Here is an 18,933-nt window from a genome sequence, read left to right on the forward strand (position 1 = left end):
CATTCCTCCTGCGCTCTCCTGGCGCGGCCTCAGTTCTCCGCGACAGTATACATCCGCTCTATCTTATCCTTATAACGTTCAGAAATCACCCGCCTTTTCACCTTCAGGGTCGGGGTGAGCTCCCCAGCCTCCAGGGTGAAATCGCGCGGCAGCAGCACGAAATGCTTGATGGTCTCGTAATGGGCCAGTTCGGCGTTAACCGCCTCCACCCGCTGCCGGTACAGCTCGAGGACCGGCTCGTGCACCACTAGGTCCTCGAGATCGGTATAGACGATCTTCTTCTCCTGCGCGAATTCCAGGAGCTTCTCCAGGGTCGGCACGAGCAGCGCGGTAAGGTAGGGCCTCTTGTCCCCGTAGACGTAGGCCTGGGAGATGTACTTGTCACGTTTCAGCAGGCTCTCGATGGGCTGGGGCGCGATGTTCTTGCCGCCGGCGGTAACGATGAGGTCCTTCTTGCGGTCGGTGATCACCACGAAGCCCGCATCGATGCGCCCGATGTCGCCGGTCTTAAGCCAGCCTTCGCTGAAGGCCTCGGTGGTGGCGGCCTCGTCCTTGTAGTATCCCCGCATCACCTGCGGCCCGCGCACCAGCAGTTCGCCGTCTTGCGCCACGCGGAACTCGGTCCCCTCGAGCGGCGTACCCACGCTTCCGAAGCGGAGTTGGTCGAAGGTGTTGTTGCAAAGGACGGGGCTGGTTTCGGTGAGCCCGTAACCCTCCAGGATGGGCACCCCGATGCTCCAGAAGAACTCGTTGATCTCGCGGTCCAAGGGAGCGCCCCCGCTGGAGCAGAACTTGAGGTTGTTGCCGAAACGCTGGCGCAGCTTGCTGAAGACGAGGCGGTCGGCGACGGCGTGCTGCAGTGAGAGCCACAGCGGCACCTTCTTGTCGATGTACCTGGCGTGCACGAACCTGCGCCCGACGGCGAGCACGGTCCTGAAAAGCTTCCTCTTGTACAACGACAGCTGGTGCACGTGCTCGTAGATGCGCGAGTGGATCTTTTCGAAGAGCCTGGGGACGCAGACCATGATGGTGGGCTGGATCTCCAGCATGTTCTCGGCTATCTTCTCTATGCTGTCGGCGAAGGCGATCATGGCCCCGCTGGCGATAGGGAGGTAGTAGCCGGTGCACCGCTCCAACACGTGGCTTAGCGGCAGAAAGCTCAGGAACACCTCCCCTTCCTGCACGGCTGCCTTGCGGATGGTGGCGAAGGCGTCGTAGAGCATGTTTCGGTGCGAGAGCATCACCCCCTTGGGGATACCCGTAGTCCCCGAGGTGTAGATGATGGTCATCAGCGACTCCGGCTCGATGGCGTCGATGACGGCGGAAAGTTCTTCACGCTCCTGCTCGGTGATTGGGTCGTCGATCTCGGAAAGCTGGTAGAACGTGGTGAGTGGCAGCGAGGGTTCCCCCAGGAAGCGCTCGAAGGATACCACCAGTTGCACCATGGGGATGGCGTCCTTGACCTTGATGAGCTTGCGGTACTGCGACTTCCCGGAGATGAAGACGATGCGCGCGTCGCTGTGGTTCAGGGCATATTCCACCTGTTCCGGCGTGTTGGTGGCGTAGACCGGAACGGTGACCGCACCGGCGCAGAGGATGCCCAAGTCGGCGATGACCCAGCCGACGCGATTTTCCGACAGGATGGCGATTTTATCGCCCGGCTTGACGCCGAGCTTCCTGAGGCCGCGCGCAACCATCAGGGCGCGGTTGAACAACTGGGAGTAGCTCAAGGTGACCCAGTTGCCCTGCTTTCTGTACTTCACCGCCAGCTTCGCGTCCAGCCGGTTTGCCTGGTGCCGTAGCAGGTCTGGTATGGATTTAAAAGGCACCTTTTCCACAACAAACTCCAATCAAAGAGAATAAAAGGATGTCTTTGTACTTATAAGATAGTACATGGTATGCATAATACAAGAGAGATCCAACACATAGCCGAAAAAAAGACTAACACAAGACCTTGGCAGTAATCCACAAATGGTGAAACTTGTTATGCAGGAATAGTTTGACACGCTGTAGGTCGAACAATATTATCGCTTGGCCCCGAGTTGCATGACTACGGGGCTAAAAATCGACTGCCGGAACTGCCACATTCAGCTCGGCCTGTCATTCTCAATGTTACTAAACGGGAAAATTCACTGTTATGCAAGGAGTTAGCTGTGATTGAAACGATGATATCGGAAATGGAAGCTGCGTTCTGCCAAGGAGTATTTGACTGTGACACCGTGTTTCTCTTTCACCTAGAGCAGGATACCGTCACCATCATGGTAGGGGCGGATCACTACCGTGCGGTCAAAGGGGGGACGCCGGAGCCTGTCGATTGCGAATGCATCACCAGCGCCGAGATGTTCAGAAAGATCTGGTACGACGGCTACCGGCCGGGGATCATGGATTTCCTCGGCGGCGCGATCAGGTGCGACAACCCGTTGCTCCTTCCCCGTTTCCTGAAGGCCTTCGGCCGCTAGGTTTACTGCGGTGGCGCCCCCTCGGGCGCCGACCGGGCCAGCATTCCCTCGAACTCCCTCGCAGGCACCGGCCTGCCGATCAGGTCCCCTTGCACCTCGTCGCAGCCGTAATACTGCATCAGTTCCAGTTGTTCAGGGCGCTCCACCCCCACGGCGTTCACCCTGAGCTTCAAGCTGTGCGACATGCAGATCATCGCGCTTACCACGTCCAGATTGTCAGGGTTGGCGAGATCCCTGATGAAGCTGCGGTCGATCTTCAGCTTGGCGATGGGAAGCTGCCTGATCCGCTGCAACGACGAGGAACCGACGCCGAAATCGTCCACCGAGAACGCCACCCCCGCCTCGGTGAGCCGCAGCATGTTCTGCCGCGACGCCCCGCCGTTGTCCATGATGGCCCGCTCCGGGATGTCGATCTGCAGCGTGCCCGGTCCGATGCCGGTCTGCGAGAGGGCGGCCAGGGTCTGTTCGAGAAAATGGGGCTGGTGGAACTCGCGGTTGGAGAGGTTCACGGCCAGCGAGAGGTCGAAGCCTTTTTGCTGCCACTGCTTCACCTGGTTGCAGGCGTGGTGGATGACCCATTCGCCGATGGGTACTATGACGCCGCTTTCTTCGGCGACGGTGATGAACTGATCCGGGAGCAGGAGGCCCCGTTCCGGATGATGCCAGCGCAAAAGGGCCTCGACCGCGATGATGCGTCCGTTGTCCAGGCTCAATAGCGGCTGGTAGAGTAGTTCCAGTTCCCCCCTGGCGACGGCCAGGCGTAGTTGCCGCTCCAGGTTCTGGCGATTGACCGTGCGCGCGTTGATCTCGCTGTTGTAGAACAGGTAGCTGTTTCCCTGGTTCTGTTTGGCCGCGTACATGGCCCCGTCGGCCTTTTGCAGCAGTTCCTCGCTGCTGTCGCCGTCAGCCGGGAACATGCTGATGCCGACGCTCGTCCCCACCTTTACCTCGATCCCTTCCAGCCGAAACGGCGCCTGGAACACCCCCATGATCTTGCTCACGACGGTGCCCACATCGTCAGCCTGCGCCAGGTCAGGCATGAGCACGTTGAATTCGTCCCCCCCTATGCGCGCCACGGTGTCGGACTCGCGCACGCACGCTTTGAGCCTTTGCGCCACCGATTGCAGCAGCAGGTCTCCCGCCGCGTGCCCCAGCGTGTCGTTGATCTGCTTGAAGTGGTCCAGATCCAGGAAGAGCACCGCCAGGTTCTTGCGGTTGCGGCGCGCCTGGGCCAACTCCAGGGCGAGGAAGTCCAGGAAGAGCTTGCGGTTGGGAAGGTCGGTGAGCGGGTCGTGCTGCGCCTGGTGCTTGATCACCTGTTCCAACCGCTTGCGTTCGCTGATGTCCTTGAACAGGGTGAGCAGGAAGGGGGTCCCGTCCATCTCGATGCAGTCCGCCGACACCAGCCCCTCCAGTTCCTGCCCGGACTTTGCACTGATGCGCACCTCCATGTCGCGCACCGCCCCCTTTTCGGAGAGTTCGAAAAGGAGCGCCCCCGGCTGTGCCTGATCGAGCCAAAGGCCAAGTTCGTCGTTGCTGCGTCCGATGACCTCCTCGCGCTCGAACCCCAACACCTTGAGGAACGCCTCGTTCACCTCCACCAGTTTGCCGTCGGCAAGACTCGCGATGCTCAACAGGTCCGGCGTCGCCTGAAAAATTGTGGAAAAACGACGCTCCGAGGCGCGCAACGCAGCCACCTGCTGGGCGACCAGTCGCCTCAGTGTGATTTTTCCCCGACACGGTCCAGGACCCGGAACAGTTCCGGGTAGTTGACCGGCTTCAAAATGTAGTGATCCATGCCGATTTCGATGGCGTTCATCAGGTAGGCGGTTTCGCTGTGGGCAGTGACCGCCACGATGGTGGCGTCCGGGTTGAGCTGCTTGATCTCCCGGGCCATGGCGATGCCATTCATCTGCGGCATGTTGATATCGGTGACCACCAGGTCCGGCTGGTACTGGCGATACAGTTCCAGGCCCGCCCTGCCGTCGTCCGCCGTGTAGATCCTGATCCCGGGGTAGTTGAGGGAGAGCATCCTGGCGAGCATCTCCCGCGACTCGATCTCGTCTTCGACGAGGAGCAGGGAGACGTCGTTGAAACTTAGTCGGGGCTGTTGCATCGGTCACACCTCAATACAGAAGCGGGCGCCCAGTTCCGTGTTGTTGACGGTGAGCGTCCCCTTCATGTTCTTTTCGACGATGGTTTTCGACATGAACAGACCGATGCCGGTTCCCTTGTCGGGCCCCTTGGTGGTGAAATAAGGATCGAATACCTTCTCGATGATGTCAGCCGGGATGCCGCCCGCGTTGTCCTCGATGCAGAGCGCCGTCTTGCCGTCCTGCCGGCGCAGCCGCACCAGGATCCTGGGCTCAGCGATCTTGCGTTCCAGCAGGGCGTCCTTGGCATTCATCAGGATGTTGACCAGTACCTGGGAGTACTCGTTCGGGGAGCCGAAGATCTCCGCCTTGGGGTCGGCCTCCACGTCGAAGGTAATCCTTGCTGCGGCGAAGGCGGCCTGCAGGATGGCGAGGGTCTGCTCCAGGACGGCGGCCGCCAGGAATTTCTGTTTCTCCTTTTCCGGGCCGAAGAAGTTGCGGAAGCCGTCGATGGTCTGCGACATGTAGTTGATGACCTGCATGGCGCGGGAGACGCTCTCCTCCAGGTACTGCTGGGTGAACATCCCCTGTTCGTAGAAGCTGGGGAGTTCCTGGACGATGAGCCCCAACGTGTTCAGCGGCTGGCGCCATTGGTGGGCGATGTTGCCGATCATTTCACCCATGGCGGCCAGCCGCCCCTGCCTGATCAGCAGCTGTTCCTGGCGGCGCAGTTCTTCGACCGCGCGGACGCGCTCGGTCATTTCTTCCCTGAGCGCCTCTTGCGCCAATACGATGTCGGTGATGTTGAGGCAGGCACCCACCAGCCGCAGCGGAACGTCGTACTGGTCGTAGGAGACCCGTGCGCGCATGCTGAGCCAGCGCGGCTTGCCGTCGGGGCCGACGACACGGTACTCGGCGCTGTAGAGCCCGGCGCCGTTGGTGCTCCTGGCATCTTTCACGATCTGCTCCAGCCGCTCGCGGTCCTCGGGATGCACCAACCGCAGCACGGCATCCAGGTCCACATCGGTGTCCCGATGCAGCCCGTAATGTTCCTTGGCTATCGATGACCAGTCCCCCTTGCCGGTCTGCAGGCTGACGTCGAAGATGCCCAGGCCGGTCGCTTCCACGGCGAGCTTCAGCCGTGCTTCGCTCTGCTGGAGCGCCTGCTCGGCCCTTTTCAGGTCGGTGAGATCAACCGCGAATCCGATCCCCTCCGCTGTCGAGTCTGCCATGCGGGCCATGGCGGTGAGCGCGGCTACCGGTTCTTTGCTGTCGCGCCGGATAAAGACCTTCTGGTAGGGCCTACTGATGCCGCGGGTGATGGTTTCATCCATGGCCGCGAGGTCCTTGCCGTACTCCTCAGGAGGGGTCACGTCGGCCAGGCTCAAGGTACCGCCCCGGCACTCCAGTCCGCTGTAGCCGACCAACTCGCAGTAGGCGTCGTTGGCGTCGGTGATGAACCCGTCCCGGTTCCAAAAGAAGATCGCCACCAGGCTCGATTCGTACAGCCAGCGGAACCTGGTCTCGCTGGCGCGCAGTTTCTCCTGGGTTTCGCGCAGGTCGTTGATGTCGGTGGCCGTGCCGTACCACTTGGCCACCCTCCCCTCCTCGTCCAGCTGCGGAACCGCCCTGGTCAGGTGCCAGCGGTAACTGTCGTCCCGGTGCTTGATGCGCTGCTCGATCTGGTAGATCTCCCCGGTGGCGACGGCATGGCTCCACGCCTGGGCGGTTGCTTCCTGGTCCTCGGGATGGATGCAGTCGGTGATGAGTTGGCCGGGGTCTCCCTTGGTCTGGGCCAGGATGCAGCGCTGCACGCCGGTGTAGTTCTCAAAGTGGGCGTTGAGGTAGTCCAGGTTGCCGTCGGGGTTGGCCGTCCAAACGATCTGCGGCATGGAGTCGGCCAGGTTGCGGAAGCGCTGCACCGACAGGCGCAACTCCTCCTCGATCGCCCTGCGCCTGCTCACGTCGAAGATGACCCCTATGAAGCGGCAGGAGGTGTCCTCGCACCAGAAACGACCCAGGACGTTTACCCAGACCACCGCTTCCGCGTCCGCCCTGAAGACGCGGTGCTCCGAACTGAAAAGGCGGTTCTCTTTGCAGGCACGGTCTAGGTCGGCCAGGACCTGGTCCTTGTCGGCGGGGTGGATCCTGTCCTGCCACATGGCGATGGTGGCGCGACCGTTTTGTTCCTGCGGCGCGGGGTAGCCGAGCACGAGGAAGTGGCGCCGGGACCAGATGCCTTGCCCGCTGGCCGTGTCCATGTCGCACGATCCCATCTCGGCCGCATCAAGGGCAAGTTTGAGCCGCTCTTCGCTCTCCAGGAGCGCCTTGGCGGCGCTTCTGCTTTCGGTGATATCGGTGAGGGCGGCAAGTCCTGAGATGATGTTGCCGGAGATGTCGCGTAACGGGGTCGCGTTGACTTGGACGAAACCGCGGGTGCCGTCGCCGCGCAGGATCTGGTACTCCTCGGCCAGCACGGTCTCGCCCTCCTCGATGGCCCGGACCAGCGGGTACCTTTGCGCTGGGAGCGGCGCCCCGTCAGGGGTGTACATCTTCCAGCGGCAGTGCTCCGCGGCGCTCGACACCTCGTCCACGTTGTCGCGGAAGATGGCACGATTCAGTTCGTTCTGGTAGACCACCTTACCTGAAGTGGCTTCGGCGATGACGACCCCTACTGGGAGTTGCTCGACCACCGCTTCGAAGCGCGCCTGCTGAAAGGCGAGTTCCTCCAGCATGGCTTCGCGCTCGGCCTCAGCAGTTTTGCGCTGCGACACATCCCGGGCGATGATCTGGATGGCGGGAATGCCCTGGTAGTCGATCCGGTTGGAGGAGCTCTCCATGAACAGTTCGGCGTCGTCAAGACGTAAAAGCCTGAACTCGAGCGTCGAAGGTTCCTCTCCCATCATGACCGCGTCGATGCTCTGACGCATGGCCTGACGGTCATCCGGATGCACCAGGTCAAGCAAGGTGTGCTCCTGCAATTGGGCGAGGCTGCGGGCACCGTAGGTACCGAGTGCCGCGCAGTTTGCGTAGAGAAAGGCGCCGTCCCGATGCACCAGCACCGCGTCCGGTGCCATTTCGACCAGGGCGCGATAGTAACGCTCGCTCTCCAGCAGCACCCGGTCCTTTTGGATCCGTTCCGCATTTTCCCGTGCGATGATCGAGATCCCGGTGAGGAGACCGTTGGGCCCCAAGATAGGGGAAAGGGTGAGGGAGACCTGCACCTCGCGCCCCCCTTTCGCCAGGCGCACCGTCTCCAGGTTGCGTATCTTTTCCCCTCGCAGCACTTTTTCGGTAATCTGGTGCAGCTCTTCGAGGCGGTCCTGGGGCACCAGCATTTTGATATTGTGCCCTACCACCTCCTCGGCAAGGTAGCCGTAGAGGGTCTGCGCCGCATGGTTCCAACTGGTGATGATACCGTCGGGAGTCTTGCTGAGGATGGCGTCGTTGGAGGAATCGACTATGGCCGCCAAATACGACATGGCGTCTTCCTTGTCCGCTGCCTGTATTGCTCCGGTGTTTCGTGTCATGACGCCTCGCAAGCGCTAGGACTCCTTGAGGTAGCTTCCCGACTCCGGGTTTGGCTCCAGGGTGAAGAAGAAGGTGGCACCCTGCCCCACCTCCCCTTCGGCCCACATGCGCCCCCCGTGCCTGAGTACGATGCTATGGGCGCTGGCGAGCCCGATCCCGGTCCCGGCCCAGCCGAATTCCCCGGGTGCATGGATGGTCTGGAAGGGCTTGAACAGCTTCTCGGCGTATTTCATGTTGAACCCGGCCCCGTTGTCGCGCACGAAGTAGGTCCGCACCCCGTGCCGGTCGCTCCAACCGAATTCGATGCGTCCCCGCTCCGTCTTGGAGGTGAATTTCCAGGCGTTGTCGAGCAAGTGCCTGAGAGCTTTGCCCAACAGTTCTGGGTCACCCTTGACCCGGGCTCCCTCGGCTATGACAACCTCCACCTTGCGCTGGGGCGCGTCAGCGGCCAAATCCCTGAGGATATCACGGGCCAGCACGCTCAGGTCGGTGTCCCGGATCGCCAAGGTGCAGCGCGCCAAGTGGGTCAGGCTGTTGAAGGCGTCCATGATCTGTTTGATCTGCTGCACCACGCTGGCGGAACGCTCGGCGTACTGGCGGCAGTTGGCATGGCCGCAGACGCCGCAATCCTCGACGAGGGCGGTGCAAAACCCCTCCAGGCGCGCCACCGGCGCCCTGAGGTCGTGGGAGACGAAGTAGCTGAAGTTTTCGAGTTCGCTCACCGTGACCTGTAGCAGCGAGGTGCGCTGCAGCACACGCCGCTCCAGTTCTTCGGTGAGGGAGCGCACCTGCTGTTCGGCCTCCTTCAACTCGGTCACGTCATGGCAGGTGCCGATCACGCCGATCGTGCTGTCACCGTCCCGCACCCCTTCGACGTCCAGGCGCACGATACGGATCGAACCATCCAGCCTCACCACCCTGACGAACTTATGATCCGGTTGATGCTGGGGATCGAGCGCGCTCTGCATGGATTCGGCCACCGCCGCCTGGTCTTCGGGGTGGAAGCGTTCCATAAAGGAGTGGTAGGAGGCGGGGACTGACTCAGGTTCGACCCCGCAGATCCGGTACATCTCGTCGGACCAGTCCATGTTCTCCGCGGCGAGGTTTCTCTGCCAGCTCCCCAGGTGGGCAATGCGCTGGGCCGCGGCGAGCTGGCGCTGGCTTTGGGCGAGGCGCCGGTGCTGTGCGCTCACCAGGCGCTTCAGCTCGATCTGTTCGAGCACCTTGTCCAGCACGGTGAACAGTTCCTGGTAGTTGAGCGGTTTGAGCACGTAGTGGTGTACGCCGATCTCGATGGCGCTCAAGAGGTAGGAGGTGTCGCTGTGAGCGGTTACCGCGATGATGCGGACGTCGGGATTGATGACCTTTATTTCCCGGGACATCCGGATGCCGTCCATGACCGGCATGTTGATGTCGGTCATCACGATTTCCGGGGTGTGCTGCCGGTACAGTTCCAGGGCCTGGAGCCCGTTGTCGGCAGAGTAGACGGTGAGGTTCGGGTAGTTCATGGCCAGCATCCTGGTCACCATCTGGCGCGCGTCGGCCTCGTCCTCGACGTACAGCATGCTGGCACCGGCGCCCTCCCGCTCCTCGTCTATCATTGAGCCCCCTCGCTGCGCGACAGGATCCCCTTCAACCGGTCCACCGTCATGGGTTTGTAGATGTAGTCGACGACACCGAGTTCCCAGCACTGTTCCTGGTCGGCCTCGTTGTCCGATGAGGTGAGTATGGCGACGGCGAGCCCCTGCAGCTTCGCGCTCCCCCTGATCCCGCGCAAGAGGTCGAGTCCGCTGATCTTGGGGAGTTTCAGGTCCAGGAGCACCAGCTTGACCTGGCGGTAGCTCTCATCCTGCTCCATGCGCCTGAACAGTTCGTCCGCCTCTTCCCCGTCCCGCGCGGTCAGGATCTCGTGCTGGCAGGCCTTGCCGATGATACGGCTGGCCAGGAATAGGTCGTCCGGGTTGTCCTCGACGAGCAGGATATAGGATGGCGCCATGGTGACTCCCTGCTGCCGGCCGGGTAGCCGTCGGCCCAAAAAAAGCCGAGCGTTTCAACGGTTGCTGGGTCTGCTCGGCCGCTGCCTGGTTGGCAGTGTTAGAATGTGCGCCTTGGCACATTAACAATCGCTTATTCTAGCCTGCTCCACCACCTTGTCAATCACGCCTCCCCTGTCCCTTCCTTGCCGCGAACCTCGATGCGGAACTCGGCGCCGTTGCCGACGTTGCGCGCAGTAAGCCTGCCGGGGATGTTCTTCTCGATGATCACCTTGGACATGTAGAGGCCGATGCCGGTGCCGCGCTCCGGCCCCCTGGTGGTGAAATAGGGATCGAAGATCTTCTCCATGATCGCCTCCGGGATGCCGCCTGCGTTGTCGCGCACGGTCACCGCCGAGCTGCCCCCCTCCTCGAAAACGGCGACCCATATGGCGCGGTCTTCAATCTTGCGATCCAAAAAGGCGTCCCGGGCGTTGAACAGGATGTTGAGGATGGCCTGGGAAAACTCGTTGGGATGGCCGGTGATGAAGGGAGCGCCGCTTATCTGCAGGTCCACAGATATCTGCAGGGTCCGGAAGCTCTCCTGTACCAGGGACAGCGTTTTCTCCACCACGTCCGCGACCCGGAACGGAACCGACTCCTTGTCCGGCTTGAAGAAGTTCCTGAAGTCGTCGATGGTCCGCGAGGTGTGGCTCAATACCTTCATGAACCTGGCCACGCTGTCGCGCAGGTACTCGCGAGTCAGCCCGCCCCGGTCGTACATGACCGGCAGTTCCTGCACGATGAGACCTAGTTCGTTGAGCGGCTGGCGCCACTGGTGCGCGATGTTGCTGATCATCTCCCCCAGGGCGGCCAGGCGGTTTTGCTGCAGGAGCATGCGCTCCTTCTCTCCCAACTCCTCCAGTGCCTGCAGCCGTTGCGCGGTCTCCTCCTCCAGTTCGAACAGCGTCCGGGTCAGCTCTTCGTGCTGCATCTCGATCTTGTGCCGGCTTGCCTCCAGGTCGGCGGTGCGCTCCGCCACGCGCTGTTCCAGGTCCTGCTTGGCCTCTTCCAGGGCACCGATCAGCTCGCAGTTGCGATAGCTGATGCCGATGATGGAGGCGGTGCCCATCAACAGGCTCACATCCCGCTCCACCAGGGGGCGTTTGGTCTTCACGTTCTCCGCGGTCAACACTCCCAGGGAAACGCCGTCGGAGACGATGGGACAGCAGATGAAGGCGCGGGTGCCGTTTTTGAGGGCGCACGCCAGGGTCCGCTGGCCGAGCGTCTCCTGTTCCTGCTCCAGGTTGTTGATCAGGAAAGGTCGTTGCTCCTTGAGGCACGCGACATAGACGTCCCCGACGTGGTCCAGCGGCAGGTCGAGCCCGTTCAGGCAGGCCAACTCCCCGACGCCGTAGCCGTAGCTGGCCTGCAGTTGCAGCCTCTCCTCTTCCACGTTGACCAGGAATATGGCGCCGCGGTCGTACTCGAGGCGGCGCTGCATGATATCGGCGACGTCCATGAGCATCTCCTCGAGATGCTTGAGGTTGCCCAGGCGCTGCCCGATCTCGTGGGTCAGCATGGCATTGTTGTAGTTGAGATCGATCTGCTCAAGGAGGTTCTCGATCGATTGGTTGGTGCTGCTGAGCCCTTCTTTTATGGCCCGCTTCTCGCTCATCTCCGCTGCCAGCCACACCAGGAGGAACAGGCACAGCGAACCGAGCAGGATCTCGACCGCCCCCCTCCCCTGCAGCGCCACCAGTAGCGCCAGGTTGACGGCGACCAGTACCGGCAACATGAAGTTACGTGCCTTCTTCAGGTAGGTGTAGGCGCTCTTCTCCCAGGTGACGATGTAACGGCACACCGGGTCGCCCCGGAACACGCACTCGGGCTGCTGGATGGTGGGGAGATGGCGGATCTCGGGGAAATATTGCAGGTCGGTGAGCTTGTGGTTGAACATGAGCACGATCGCCTCGAAGAAGCCGATCCGGTTCTCGCACTGGTACTGCTTCTCGAGCCCGGCCTCGACCGGTGTCACCGTGATCTCGACCATGTTGGAGGAGAGCGGGCGTGAGTGGTAGGTCGCGCTCCTGGTGAAGTTGGCGGTGGCCTTGCTGATGATGTCGAAGGTGCTGGAGGCGTCGACGAGCCCCAGGATGTACTGGCGCATGGCGCCCAGGACGTCGGGCGAGGCGGCGTAGCGTCCTGCTTCCCGCGCGATCTTGGGGTTGCCGGTCATTTGCAAGAGCCGCTCGTAGAAGCGGTCCACCTGGTCCTGCCGGAACCAGTGCGCCTGGTCGGCCACCTCGTAATCCTTCATCCCGGCGTAGTCGAGCAGCTCGTTGATGTCGACGTGGCTGTACTTGTGCTTCACCAGCAGGATGAAGGAGTTGATGATCCTGCTGTTGTACAGCGGCATGTCGCGTAGACGGGATGGTTCCATTCAGGCTCCGGAGGGCAAGCGCCCTTTCGCGTGGCCTTTGAAAAGGCCGTCGCAGTACTGCAAAAAATGGTCGCTGTAGTGCATGTCCAGGGTCCAAAGCAGGTAGCTCTTCTCTCGGGGGAGCCCGGTTTTTTCCACGTATTCGTGCGGGAAGGTGAGCACGGGCATGCCGTCCCCCTGGTAATGCCTGCTCATCTGCCTCAAGGAGTGTACGACCAGCTCCGGCGGCGTCTCCTCGTCGATGACGATCACTGTGACACAGTTGGTGAGCTCGGCCATGTTGAAGCCCGCGTCGGTGCAGTTCACCAGGAAAAAGGCCTTTAGGGCGCCCCCCCTGCGCAGCGAGTAGAGATAGATCTCCTTGTGAAAACCGAGGTCGCGGTAGTCGTCGTTGACCTCGCTGCTCCCGGCGGCGCCCGGGTAGAGGTCGAAGCCGTCGATCATGAGCCCGCCGGAGACGTGGCGGTAAAACCGCCCCACTTCGGTGAGGTCGAAATCGCTGCTGGGGGACAATGCCCACGGCTCCGGCCAGGGCGGCTCCTCCCCTTCCGGTCGGTAGTGGGAATAGGCGAACAGGTCAAGGGAGCAGCTTTTCTGGTCGGCATGCCGGCTGGCGAAGCCTCCGAAGACCCGCGCTGGAAACTTGTTGTCCGCTCGGTAGTAGCAAAAGACGTAGCGCAGGTGCGCAAAGGGGAAGCTTTCCAGCTCGTTCAGGTATTGCCCCACCTGTTCCAAAACGGCAAGGCCCGCCTTCACCGAGGCCGATTTGCGGGCGGCGTGATGGTGGATGAGCCAGGAGTTCTGGTAGAAGCGGACCATGGCCAGGTGCCCCAGGATGGCGCCCCGGTTCTGGTAGATGAAGTGGCGCGCGATATGCGGGTTCTCGTTGTACAGCCGGGCGTAGGTTTGCTTGATCCGTTCCTTATTGGCCTGGAAATAGGCGTATTTCCCGGGATAGATGAAGCCGGTCTGGAAGAAGAAGTCCCACAGGTCGTCAAGATCGACCTCCGTGCTGACGTAGGCGTTGCGGTCGGCAGCCTGGTGCAGGATAGAGAGGAGCTTCACGTGGTCGCGGATCTCCATTTCCAGGATGGCGCACCCGCAGCGTGCGGTCCTCTCCTCACCCTCCTCTCCGGTGACGTTGCGCGAGAGCACCTGCGCCAGGCAATCGAGGGTGAGCCCCTGGGCGAAGCTGATCTTCACCCCCGGGATCATCATGCCCGGGAGCAGCAACGATTCCGCTTCATTCTCCTCGACGGAGAAGCCGGTGCCGGAAAGGTCGCCCATCTTCAAGTTGACCCTTTTGCCGATCAGTGGGTGGTCGAACACGATGTTCGGCGACGGGACCAGCTCCTTGCGCTCGTTGCGGTACGCCTTGGGCCTGAAGCGATGGAAGTTGTCCTGGTGCTGCTTCAACACGAATGAGCAGCGCCGGCCGTCGAGGTGCAGCGACAGGATGTCGAACGTACCGGAGAAGATCAGGTGCTCCCCGCGCGACAGCCTCAGGTGCACCGGTTCCTCCTTGTTGATCCAGTTCAAGGCCTCCGGCCTTTCCCAGGTTCCGGTAACCCGCAGCGTGACAGGAGTGAAGTCGACCAGATCGCAGTTGAAGAGCACGCCATGCTGCAGCAGTTGTCCGGAAATATCGTTGGCGGGATGACGCCGGATCTTCCTGGCCTGGAACTCGCGGCAGGCCGGGGGAAGCAGCAGGGAAAGCCCGGCGTCGTCCATGGAGAGCAGCGCGGAGTTCACCACCAGGTACTTTCTGCCGTCGGCGATGAGGAGGTAGTCGAAACGGTAGGTCTTCAGGATCTGCTGGATGCTCGCGGGCTCATCCCACCGGCACTCCAGCTGTTCCCCCGCGCACGGTTCCGGGCGGGCCCTGAGCAGGATCGCGTCGTCGTAGACCAGGTGCTTCAGGCAGACCAGCACGGTCTGGTCCTGAAAATTGATGAAGTTCAGGCGGTTCACCAAGTGACTGCGGCTGACGCTCCTGCCGGTCGCCGGGGTTTCGGCATCGGATGGGACTGCACGAAGTGTGGTTGCCGCGTCTGCCATGTGTCCCTCTCGGGGAGATTCAGGACGGCTTTTTATGGGCGCGAAGAGTGATCCGCCAAAAGGTCAGACTGAGGTGCCGGTTTGCTCATGAGCCGGCGGGTGCACCGCAAGCTCTGGGGCGACGTTCAGTCCCAGCCAGTACTGCACCAGGTTCTGCATCATCACCAGGAGGGCGTTGAACGAGTTGGGCTTGAACAGAAAGGAGTTGCACCCAAGCTCATAAGCCCGGTTCAAATCCGCCTCGGCGACGGGCGTGGTGAGGACGACCACTGGAAGCCGTTTCAGGGCCGGCTGTTCCCTGAGCCACGACAAAAGTCCCACCCCGGAGATGTGCGGCAGCTTCAGGTCGAGCAGCATCAGGACCGGCATCGGGTAGCTGTCCCGGTCCTGAAACGCACCCCGCCCGCTCAGGTAGCCGATCGCCTCCTCGCCGTCTTTCGCGCTCTGCACCGGCGTTATCACGCCTACCCGCTGCAGTGCCAGCTTGGTGAAATGGGCTTGGTCCTGGTCATTGTCGACCACCAGGATGGTGTGGTTCACGTAGCTCATGGTGCCCCCCCGGGCGCTATTCCGCCCTCCTGAGTTCGATCCAGAACCTGCTCCCCTCCCCTTCCTTCGATTCCAGTCCAATCCGCCCGCCAAGGCGATGCACCGCCTTGCGCACGATGGCGAGCCCGACCCCCGTACCGGGGTAACTATCCATGCTGTGCAGCCGTTCGAAGATCTTGAATATCCGCTCCTGGTACTGCGGAGCGATGCCGATGCCATTGTCCTCCACGTACAAACGGCAGTACTCCTGCTTTTCGTCGGTCCAGATGCGCAGCAGGGGGACGACCCCCTTGGGGACGAACTTGATGCCGTTGGTCATAAGGTTCAGCACTACCTGGACCAGCACGGTGGGATGCCCGATCACAGTGGGGAGGTCGCTGGCGATCTCCAGGCGGTATGCCTTGCCCCCCGCGGTCAGTTCCAGTTGCTGGGCCGCGTCGCGCACCACCTGATCCAGCCGTACCGGCTCCAGGGTGATCTCCTGCCTGCTGACCCGGCTGTAGGCAAGCAGGTCCTGGATGAGCCGGTCCATCCCTTGGGCCGCGGTCTTGATACGGACCAGGTACGCGTTGCGCTCGGCAGCGGTCTGCATCTCGTCGTCAAGCAGTATCTCCGCGAAGGTCTGCATGGCGCGGATGGGAGCCCGCAAGTCATGTGAGACCGAGAACGCGAAGGAATCGAGTTCCTCGTTGATCTCCTCCAGTTGCGCCGTCCGCTCGGCGACGCGGCGATCCGTGGTGGCGGCTTCCTTTTCCAGTTTCGCGCTGAGGTCGGCGATTTCCGCCTCCTCCTCGCGATATCGGGTGCAGTCGCTGATGACCATGCCGATGTGGTTGTCGGTAAGGGCAAAGATGCGGATCCGGTAGAAAAGTTCGTCCCTGCATACCTCCCCCAGTTCCAGGGAACCTCCGAATGCGGCCAGACGATGGCAATGGTCCTTGAAGCGGTCGGGGTCGAACCAGCCGGGGAAACAGTCGGTCACCAGACAGTCCTGGAGGTTGAAGGACTTGCAACGGCACAGCTTCACCGCCGCCGGATTCATCTCGATCACCTGCGGAGGGGCGTCTGGGTTGCGCACGTCCAGGCGCAGGATGGCGAGTGCCTCCCGCATATTGGTGAACATCAATCGGTAGAGCTGCTCGGCCTGTTGCATGTCCATGGCGGGCTCTCCTTGGCAAATGCAGAAGAGTATAGCGAAGGAAGATTTGTTTGCACTAATGTTTTGTCGGTCAAGCGACATGGATGGTGCGGCGGGATTGCAGTGGCGGCGCGGATGGGAAGGTGGGTTATTTTCTGGAGATGTAAGGATTTCCGTCCAGGTAGAAGCGCAGAGGCTTGGCGGCCCAGATACCCGAGTAATCGACGCCGACCCGTGGTCTCGCCACCACCTGGCGCGGTTCGTTCTCGTCTCGGCGGGATATGAAGAAATCGGGGCTCTCCAGGTCGCGCCCGTTTTGCCGCAGGTCGACACCCATGGCACGGCACAAAAGGCCCGGCCCCTGGGTCCGATCGCGCAGGTTCCGCACCGGTTCCAGGGCGCGCAGCAAGACGGCGCAGGCGTTGCCTTCACGCTCCGTCACCACGTTCAGACAGCAGTAGATCCCGTAGATGAGATAGACATAAGCGAAGCCGGGAGGGCCGAAGAGGATGCGGGTGCGCGGCGTAAGCCCCTTCGAGGAATGCGCCGCCAGATCCATTTCGCCGAGGTAGGCCTCCACCTCGACGATTTTCCCCACCCTCGCCTCTCCGGCGACGTCGTGGACCAAGAAGGCCCCCAGGAGGTCGTGTGCGACTTCGACGGTGTCGCGGTCGTAGAAGGCACGCGGCACCGGACTCAGGGAAGCCATCGCCCCTCCTAGATTAGCCCTTCCTTCCTGAGTGATTTGACCACCTTGTCCGCCAGGTCCTTGCCCACCTTGGTGACCTTCTCAGGCTCCATGGTCTGCATGGTTGCCGCCCAGATGAGCCGATCCGAACCCAGGTCGAACAGGTTCACCTGCATGGTGGCAACGTCGTAGGTGGTCACGTAACTCGGGCCGTACAACGCCATGGAGCGGTAGTAACCGGGGAAATCCCAATCAGGAAAGGCGGGAGGATACCAGTAGCCTGGGTAAGGCGAGGCGACGGCGCTGGGCTGCACCGTGGTCTGCTTTTCCACCTTGATGGTCTGCACGGTGAGAATGCCTTGAGACGCGGTGGAACGGACGGCGCGGTCCAGGGCGTGCCAGTCCGGCAGTGTCGCCTGCGAGAGGATGGTGTAGCTGGCGACGGCGTCGACCCCGTGTTTGTGCAACTCACTGACCAGCATGTCCTCGTACACGGCACGGCTTCCCTCTTTTCTGGCGAAGCTTACCACGAGTATCTTGTGCAGCCGGTTGCCGGTCAGCGACGGGTTGCGCCAGGTATCCACCACGGAAACCGCGGCGCAGGAACTAAGGAGGGTGGTCAAACACAAGACTACGGCGATCCTGATCAGGTTGCGCATGTGTCACCTCCGTTTACGGCTGGAATTGTTGTACTGGCAGGGGTTCGAGGGGGTCCGGGAAAAGATTGAAATATTTATACCAAGTTGCTGCGGGTTGGCAATCGTATATACTGGGGTGGTCAATCATTAGCGCCCCCCATATGCCGGATTCGTTAACAATTCCAAAAGCAGCGAAATTCAGGTGGATGCTTTTTCGGGAAACCGGGAATCACAAAGCGACGTTCACTCAGGAGGCAGGGCCATGGAAAATTACAAACGAGTTCTCGTGGTCAACAGGATGAGCGAATACTGCCGGGATGCAGTCCAGGCAGGTGTCTCAATCGCCAGGAGATATGGCTCCGAGTTGATGGTGCTTCATATCGCCACCAATCCGGAAGGGACTATGAGCATGGCGGGAGGTGCACTCAATGCGCCCAGCGCCATCCCCGACGATGTAAAGAACTACGCCAGCATCAAGGAGCGGGCCAAGGATGAACTGGACCAGATGATCGGACAGGAGATACGCGCCGGACTCCCCATCAGGGTCATCATCAAGGAAGGGAAGCCGGTCGACGAGATCATGCAGGTGGTCAAGGACGAGAAGATCGACCTCATGGTGCTGCTTGCCCACGAAGAAGGCCGCATGGAACACATGCTCTTTGGCCGTGACAACGACGCGATCCTGCGTCGCATGCCTTGCAGCATCCTCCTTATCAAGAGGGAACCCGATTCCGTTCAGTGGTAGATCGCGCCAGCGAGGGGAGATTGCCATGCAGCGATGGACCTGCACCATTTGCCAGTACGTCTATGATCCTGATGAGGGTGACCCCGTCAACGACGTCCCCCCCGATATCTCCTTCGAGGAACTGCTGCCTGACTGGCACTGCCCGGTGTGCAAGGCCGCAAAAGGCTTCTTCGAGCCGTATCCGGAGGAACCTGAGCGCTGACGGAAAAAGCGATGAGTAGCTAACAACCTGCGAGGGCAGGTCTCGAGACCTGCTCTCTTTTTTTGGCTGTGTTTCGCGTGTATTTACAGGTAGGGGTGATCCGCCGGGGTTTCGGTAGCGAACGACTCACAGTCGGGATGCTTGCAGACGATATCATAGCCGACGGGCAGCGCGTAAGTGCAGTCGGCTTCATCCAGGGAGCAGTAGAACAAAAGCTTGCCGGTGCCGGGCATTACGGCACCTACGCTGGTAGTCCTGCAATCGGAGAAGCAACGTCCCCTCTTTTTCAGTCGACATCCGGACTTTCGCATGGCAACCTCTCCTGGTTTTGAAGTTAAAAGATGATTAGGCGTCGCGCTATGAATGACCTGTGATGGGCGATTATCATATGCCCGACGGACCTGTAGGGGCGAATA

General features: G+C 61.3%; 16 protein-coding genes. 3 read left to right on the forward strand and 13 right to left on the reverse strand.

Annotated features, from left to right (window positions below):
* Positions 1-29 precede the first annotated feature (29 nt).
* Complete coding sequence (locus JFN90_RS11980) at positions 30-1,838, reverse strand: AMP-dependent synthetase/ligase (RefSeq protein ID WP_199395351.1); 1,809 nt, start codon at positions 1,836-1,838, stop codon at positions 30-32.
* Between the two features lie 315 nt (positions 1,839-2,153).
* Between JFN90_RS11980 and JFN90_RS11985 the strand changes: the two genes are divergently transcribed.
* Positions 2,154-2,459: a hypothetical protein gene (locus JFN90_RS11985; protein WP_328755620.1), complete on the forward strand. Its 306-nt coding sequence runs from the start codon at positions 2,154-2,156 to the stop codon at positions 2,457-2,459.
* Between the two features lie 2 nt (positions 2,460-2,461).
* Here the strand turns inward: JFN90_RS11985 and JFN90_RS11990 are convergent, their stop codons facing one another.
* The 11 genes from JFN90_RS11990 to JFN90_RS12035 all read right to left on the reverse strand — a co-directional run bounded on the left by JFN90_RS11990 (position 2,462) and on the right by JFN90_RS12035 (position 17,591).
* Positions 2,462-4,147, reverse strand: coding sequence for a putative bifunctional diguanylate cyclase/phosphodiesterase (locus tag JFN90_RS11990; protein WP_236018974.1), 1,686 nt, complete (start codon positions 4,145-4,147; stop codon positions 2,462-2,464).
* Between the two features lie 29 nt (positions 4,148-4,176).
* Positions 4,177-4,575: a response regulator gene (locus JFN90_RS22240; RefSeq protein WP_236018975.1), complete on the reverse strand. Its 399-nt coding sequence runs from the start codon at positions 4,573-4,575 to the stop codon at positions 4,177-4,179.
* A 3-nt stretch (positions 4,576-4,578) separates the two neighbouring features.
* Positions 4,579-8,082, reverse strand: coding sequence for a PAS domain-containing sensor histidine kinase (locus JFN90_RS11995; RefSeq protein ID WP_199395352.1), 3,504 nt, complete (start codon positions 8,080-8,082; stop codon positions 4,579-4,581).
* Positions 8,083-8,097: 15 nt separating this feature from the next.
* The gene (locus JFN90_RS12000; protein WP_199395353.1) at positions 8,098-9,684 is read right to left on the reverse strand and encodes a sensor histidine kinase; all 1,587 of its coding nucleotides are present in this window, start codon (positions 9,682-9,684) and stop codon (positions 8,098-8,100) included.
* The gene (locus tag JFN90_RS12005; protein ID WP_199395354.1) at positions 9,681-10,079 is read right to left on the reverse strand and encodes a response regulator; all 399 of its coding nucleotides are present in this window, start codon (positions 10,077-10,079) and stop codon (positions 9,681-9,683) included. Before JFN90_RS12005 ends, JFN90_RS12000 begins: the two co-directional genes overlap by 4 nt.
* Positions 10,080-10,240: 161 nt before the next feature.
* Positions 10,241-12,499 (reverse strand): GAF domain-containing sensor histidine kinase, encoded by a 2,259-nt coding sequence (locus JFN90_RS12010; protein ID WP_199395355.1) that lies wholly within the window; start codon positions 12,497-12,499, stop codon positions 10,241-10,243.
* The gene (locus JFN90_RS12015; protein WP_199395356.1) at positions 12,500-14,557 is read right to left on the reverse strand and encodes a PilZ domain-containing protein; all 2,058 of its coding nucleotides are present in this window, start codon (positions 14,555-14,557) and stop codon (positions 12,500-12,502) included.
* 63 nt (positions 14,558-14,620) lie between these two features.
* Positions 14,621-15,106 (reverse strand): response regulator, encoded by a 486-nt coding sequence (locus JFN90_RS12020; RefSeq protein ID WP_199395357.1) that lies wholly within the window; start codon positions 15,104-15,106, stop codon positions 14,621-14,623.
* Positions 15,107-15,122: 16 nt separating this feature from the next.
* Positions 15,123-16,265, reverse strand: coding sequence for a sensor histidine kinase (locus tag JFN90_RS12025; RefSeq protein WP_199395358.1), 1,143 nt, complete (start codon positions 16,263-16,265; stop codon positions 15,123-15,125).
* 127 nt (positions 16,266-16,392) lie between these two features.
* A complete protein-coding gene (locus JFN90_RS12030; protein WP_199395359.1) occupies positions 16,393-16,953 on the reverse strand; it encodes a DNA-3-methyladenine glycosylase in 561 nt (186 codons plus the stop codon).
* An 8-nt stretch (positions 16,954-16,961) separates the two neighbouring features.
* Positions 16,962-17,591 carry a DUF4136 domain-containing protein gene (locus JFN90_RS12035; RefSeq protein WP_199395360.1) on the reverse strand — a complete coding sequence of 210 codons (630 nt, stop codon included), beginning with the start codon at positions 17,589-17,591 and terminating at the stop codon, positions 16,962-16,964.
* 241 nt (positions 17,592-17,832) lie between these two features.
* On the opposite strand from JFN90_RS12035, the gene JFN90_RS12040 reads away from it, so the two are divergent.
* Positions 17,833-18,315, forward strand: coding sequence for a universal stress protein (locus tag JFN90_RS12040; protein WP_199395361.1), 483 nt, complete (start codon positions 17,833-17,835; stop codon positions 18,313-18,315).
* Positions 18,316-18,340: 25 nt separating this feature from the next.
* Positions 18,341-18,517 carry a rubredoxin gene (locus tag JFN90_RS12045; RefSeq protein ID WP_199395362.1) on the forward strand — a complete coding sequence of 59 codons (177 nt, stop codon included), beginning with the start codon at positions 18,341-18,343 and terminating at the stop codon, positions 18,515-18,517.
* 83 nt (positions 18,518-18,600) lie between these two features.
* On the opposite strand, the gene JFN90_RS12050 is transcribed toward JFN90_RS12045, so the two are convergent.
* A complete protein-coding gene (locus JFN90_RS12050; protein WP_199395363.1) occupies positions 18,601-18,828 on the reverse strand; it encodes a hypothetical protein in 228 nt (75 codons plus the stop codon).
* Positions 18,829-18,933: the final 105 nt, after the last annotated feature.

It is taken from the genome of Geomonas propionica (assembly GCF_016458235.1).
Taxonomy (GTDB): domain Bacteria; phylum Desulfobacterota; class Desulfuromonadia; order Geobacterales; family Geobacteraceae; genus Geomonas; species Geomonas propionica.

What these genes read in the sequence shown, in the direction of transcription:
- JFN90_RS22240 (WP_236018975.1), bottom strand. Translation starts at nt 4,575, where the DNA reads ATGCAACAGCCCCGACTAAGTTTCAACGACGTCTCCCTGCTCCTCGTC.
- JFN90_RS11995 (WP_199395352.1), bottom strand. Translation starts at nt 8,082, where the DNA reads ATGACACGAAACACCGGAGCAATACAGGCAGCGGACAAGGAAGACGCC.
- JFN90_RS12000 (WP_199395353.1), bottom strand. Translation starts at nt 9,684, where the DNA reads ATGATAGACGAGGAGCGGGAGGGCGCCGGTGCCAGCATGCTGTACGTC.
- JFN90_RS12005 (WP_199395354.1), bottom strand. Translation starts at nt 10,079, where the DNA reads ATGGCGCCATCCTATATCCTGCTCGTCGAGGACAACCCGGACGACCTA.
- JFN90_RS12010 (WP_199395355.1), bottom strand. Translation starts at nt 12,499, where the DNA reads ATGGAACCATCCCGTCTACGCGACATGCCGCTGTACAACAGCAGGATC.
- JFN90_RS12015 (WP_199395356.1), bottom strand. Translation starts at nt 14,557, where the DNA reads ATGGCAGACGCGGCAACCACACTTCGTGCAGTCCCATCCGATGCCGAA.
- JFN90_RS12020 (WP_199395357.1), bottom strand. Translation starts at nt 15,106, where the DNA reads ATGAGCTACGTGAACCACACCATCCTGGTGGTCGACAATGACCAGGAC.
- JFN90_RS12025 (WP_199395358.1), bottom strand. Translation starts at nt 16,265, where the DNA reads ATGGACATGCAACAGGCCGAGCAGCTCTACCGATTGATGTTCACCAAT.
- JFN90_RS12030 (WP_199395359.1), bottom strand. Translation starts at nt 16,953, where the DNA reads ATGGCTTCCCTGAGTCCGGTGCCGCGTGCCTTCTACGACCGCGACACC.
- JFN90_RS12035 (WP_199395360.1), bottom strand. Translation starts at nt 17,591, where the DNA reads ATGCGCAACCTGATCAGGATCGCCGTAGTCTTGTGTTTGACCACCCTC.
- JFN90_RS12040 (WP_199395361.1), top strand. Translation starts at nt 17,833, where the DNA reads ATGGAAAATTACAAACGAGTTCTCGTGGTCAACAGGATGAGCGAATAC.
- JFN90_RS12045 (WP_199395362.1), top strand. Translation starts at nt 18,341, where the DNA reads ATGCAGCGATGGACCTGCACCATTTGCCAGTACGTCTATGATCCTGAT.
- JFN90_RS12050 (WP_199395363.1), bottom strand. Translation starts at nt 18,828, where the DNA reads ATGCGAAAGTCCGGATGTCGACTGAAAAAGAGGGGACGTTGCTTCTCC.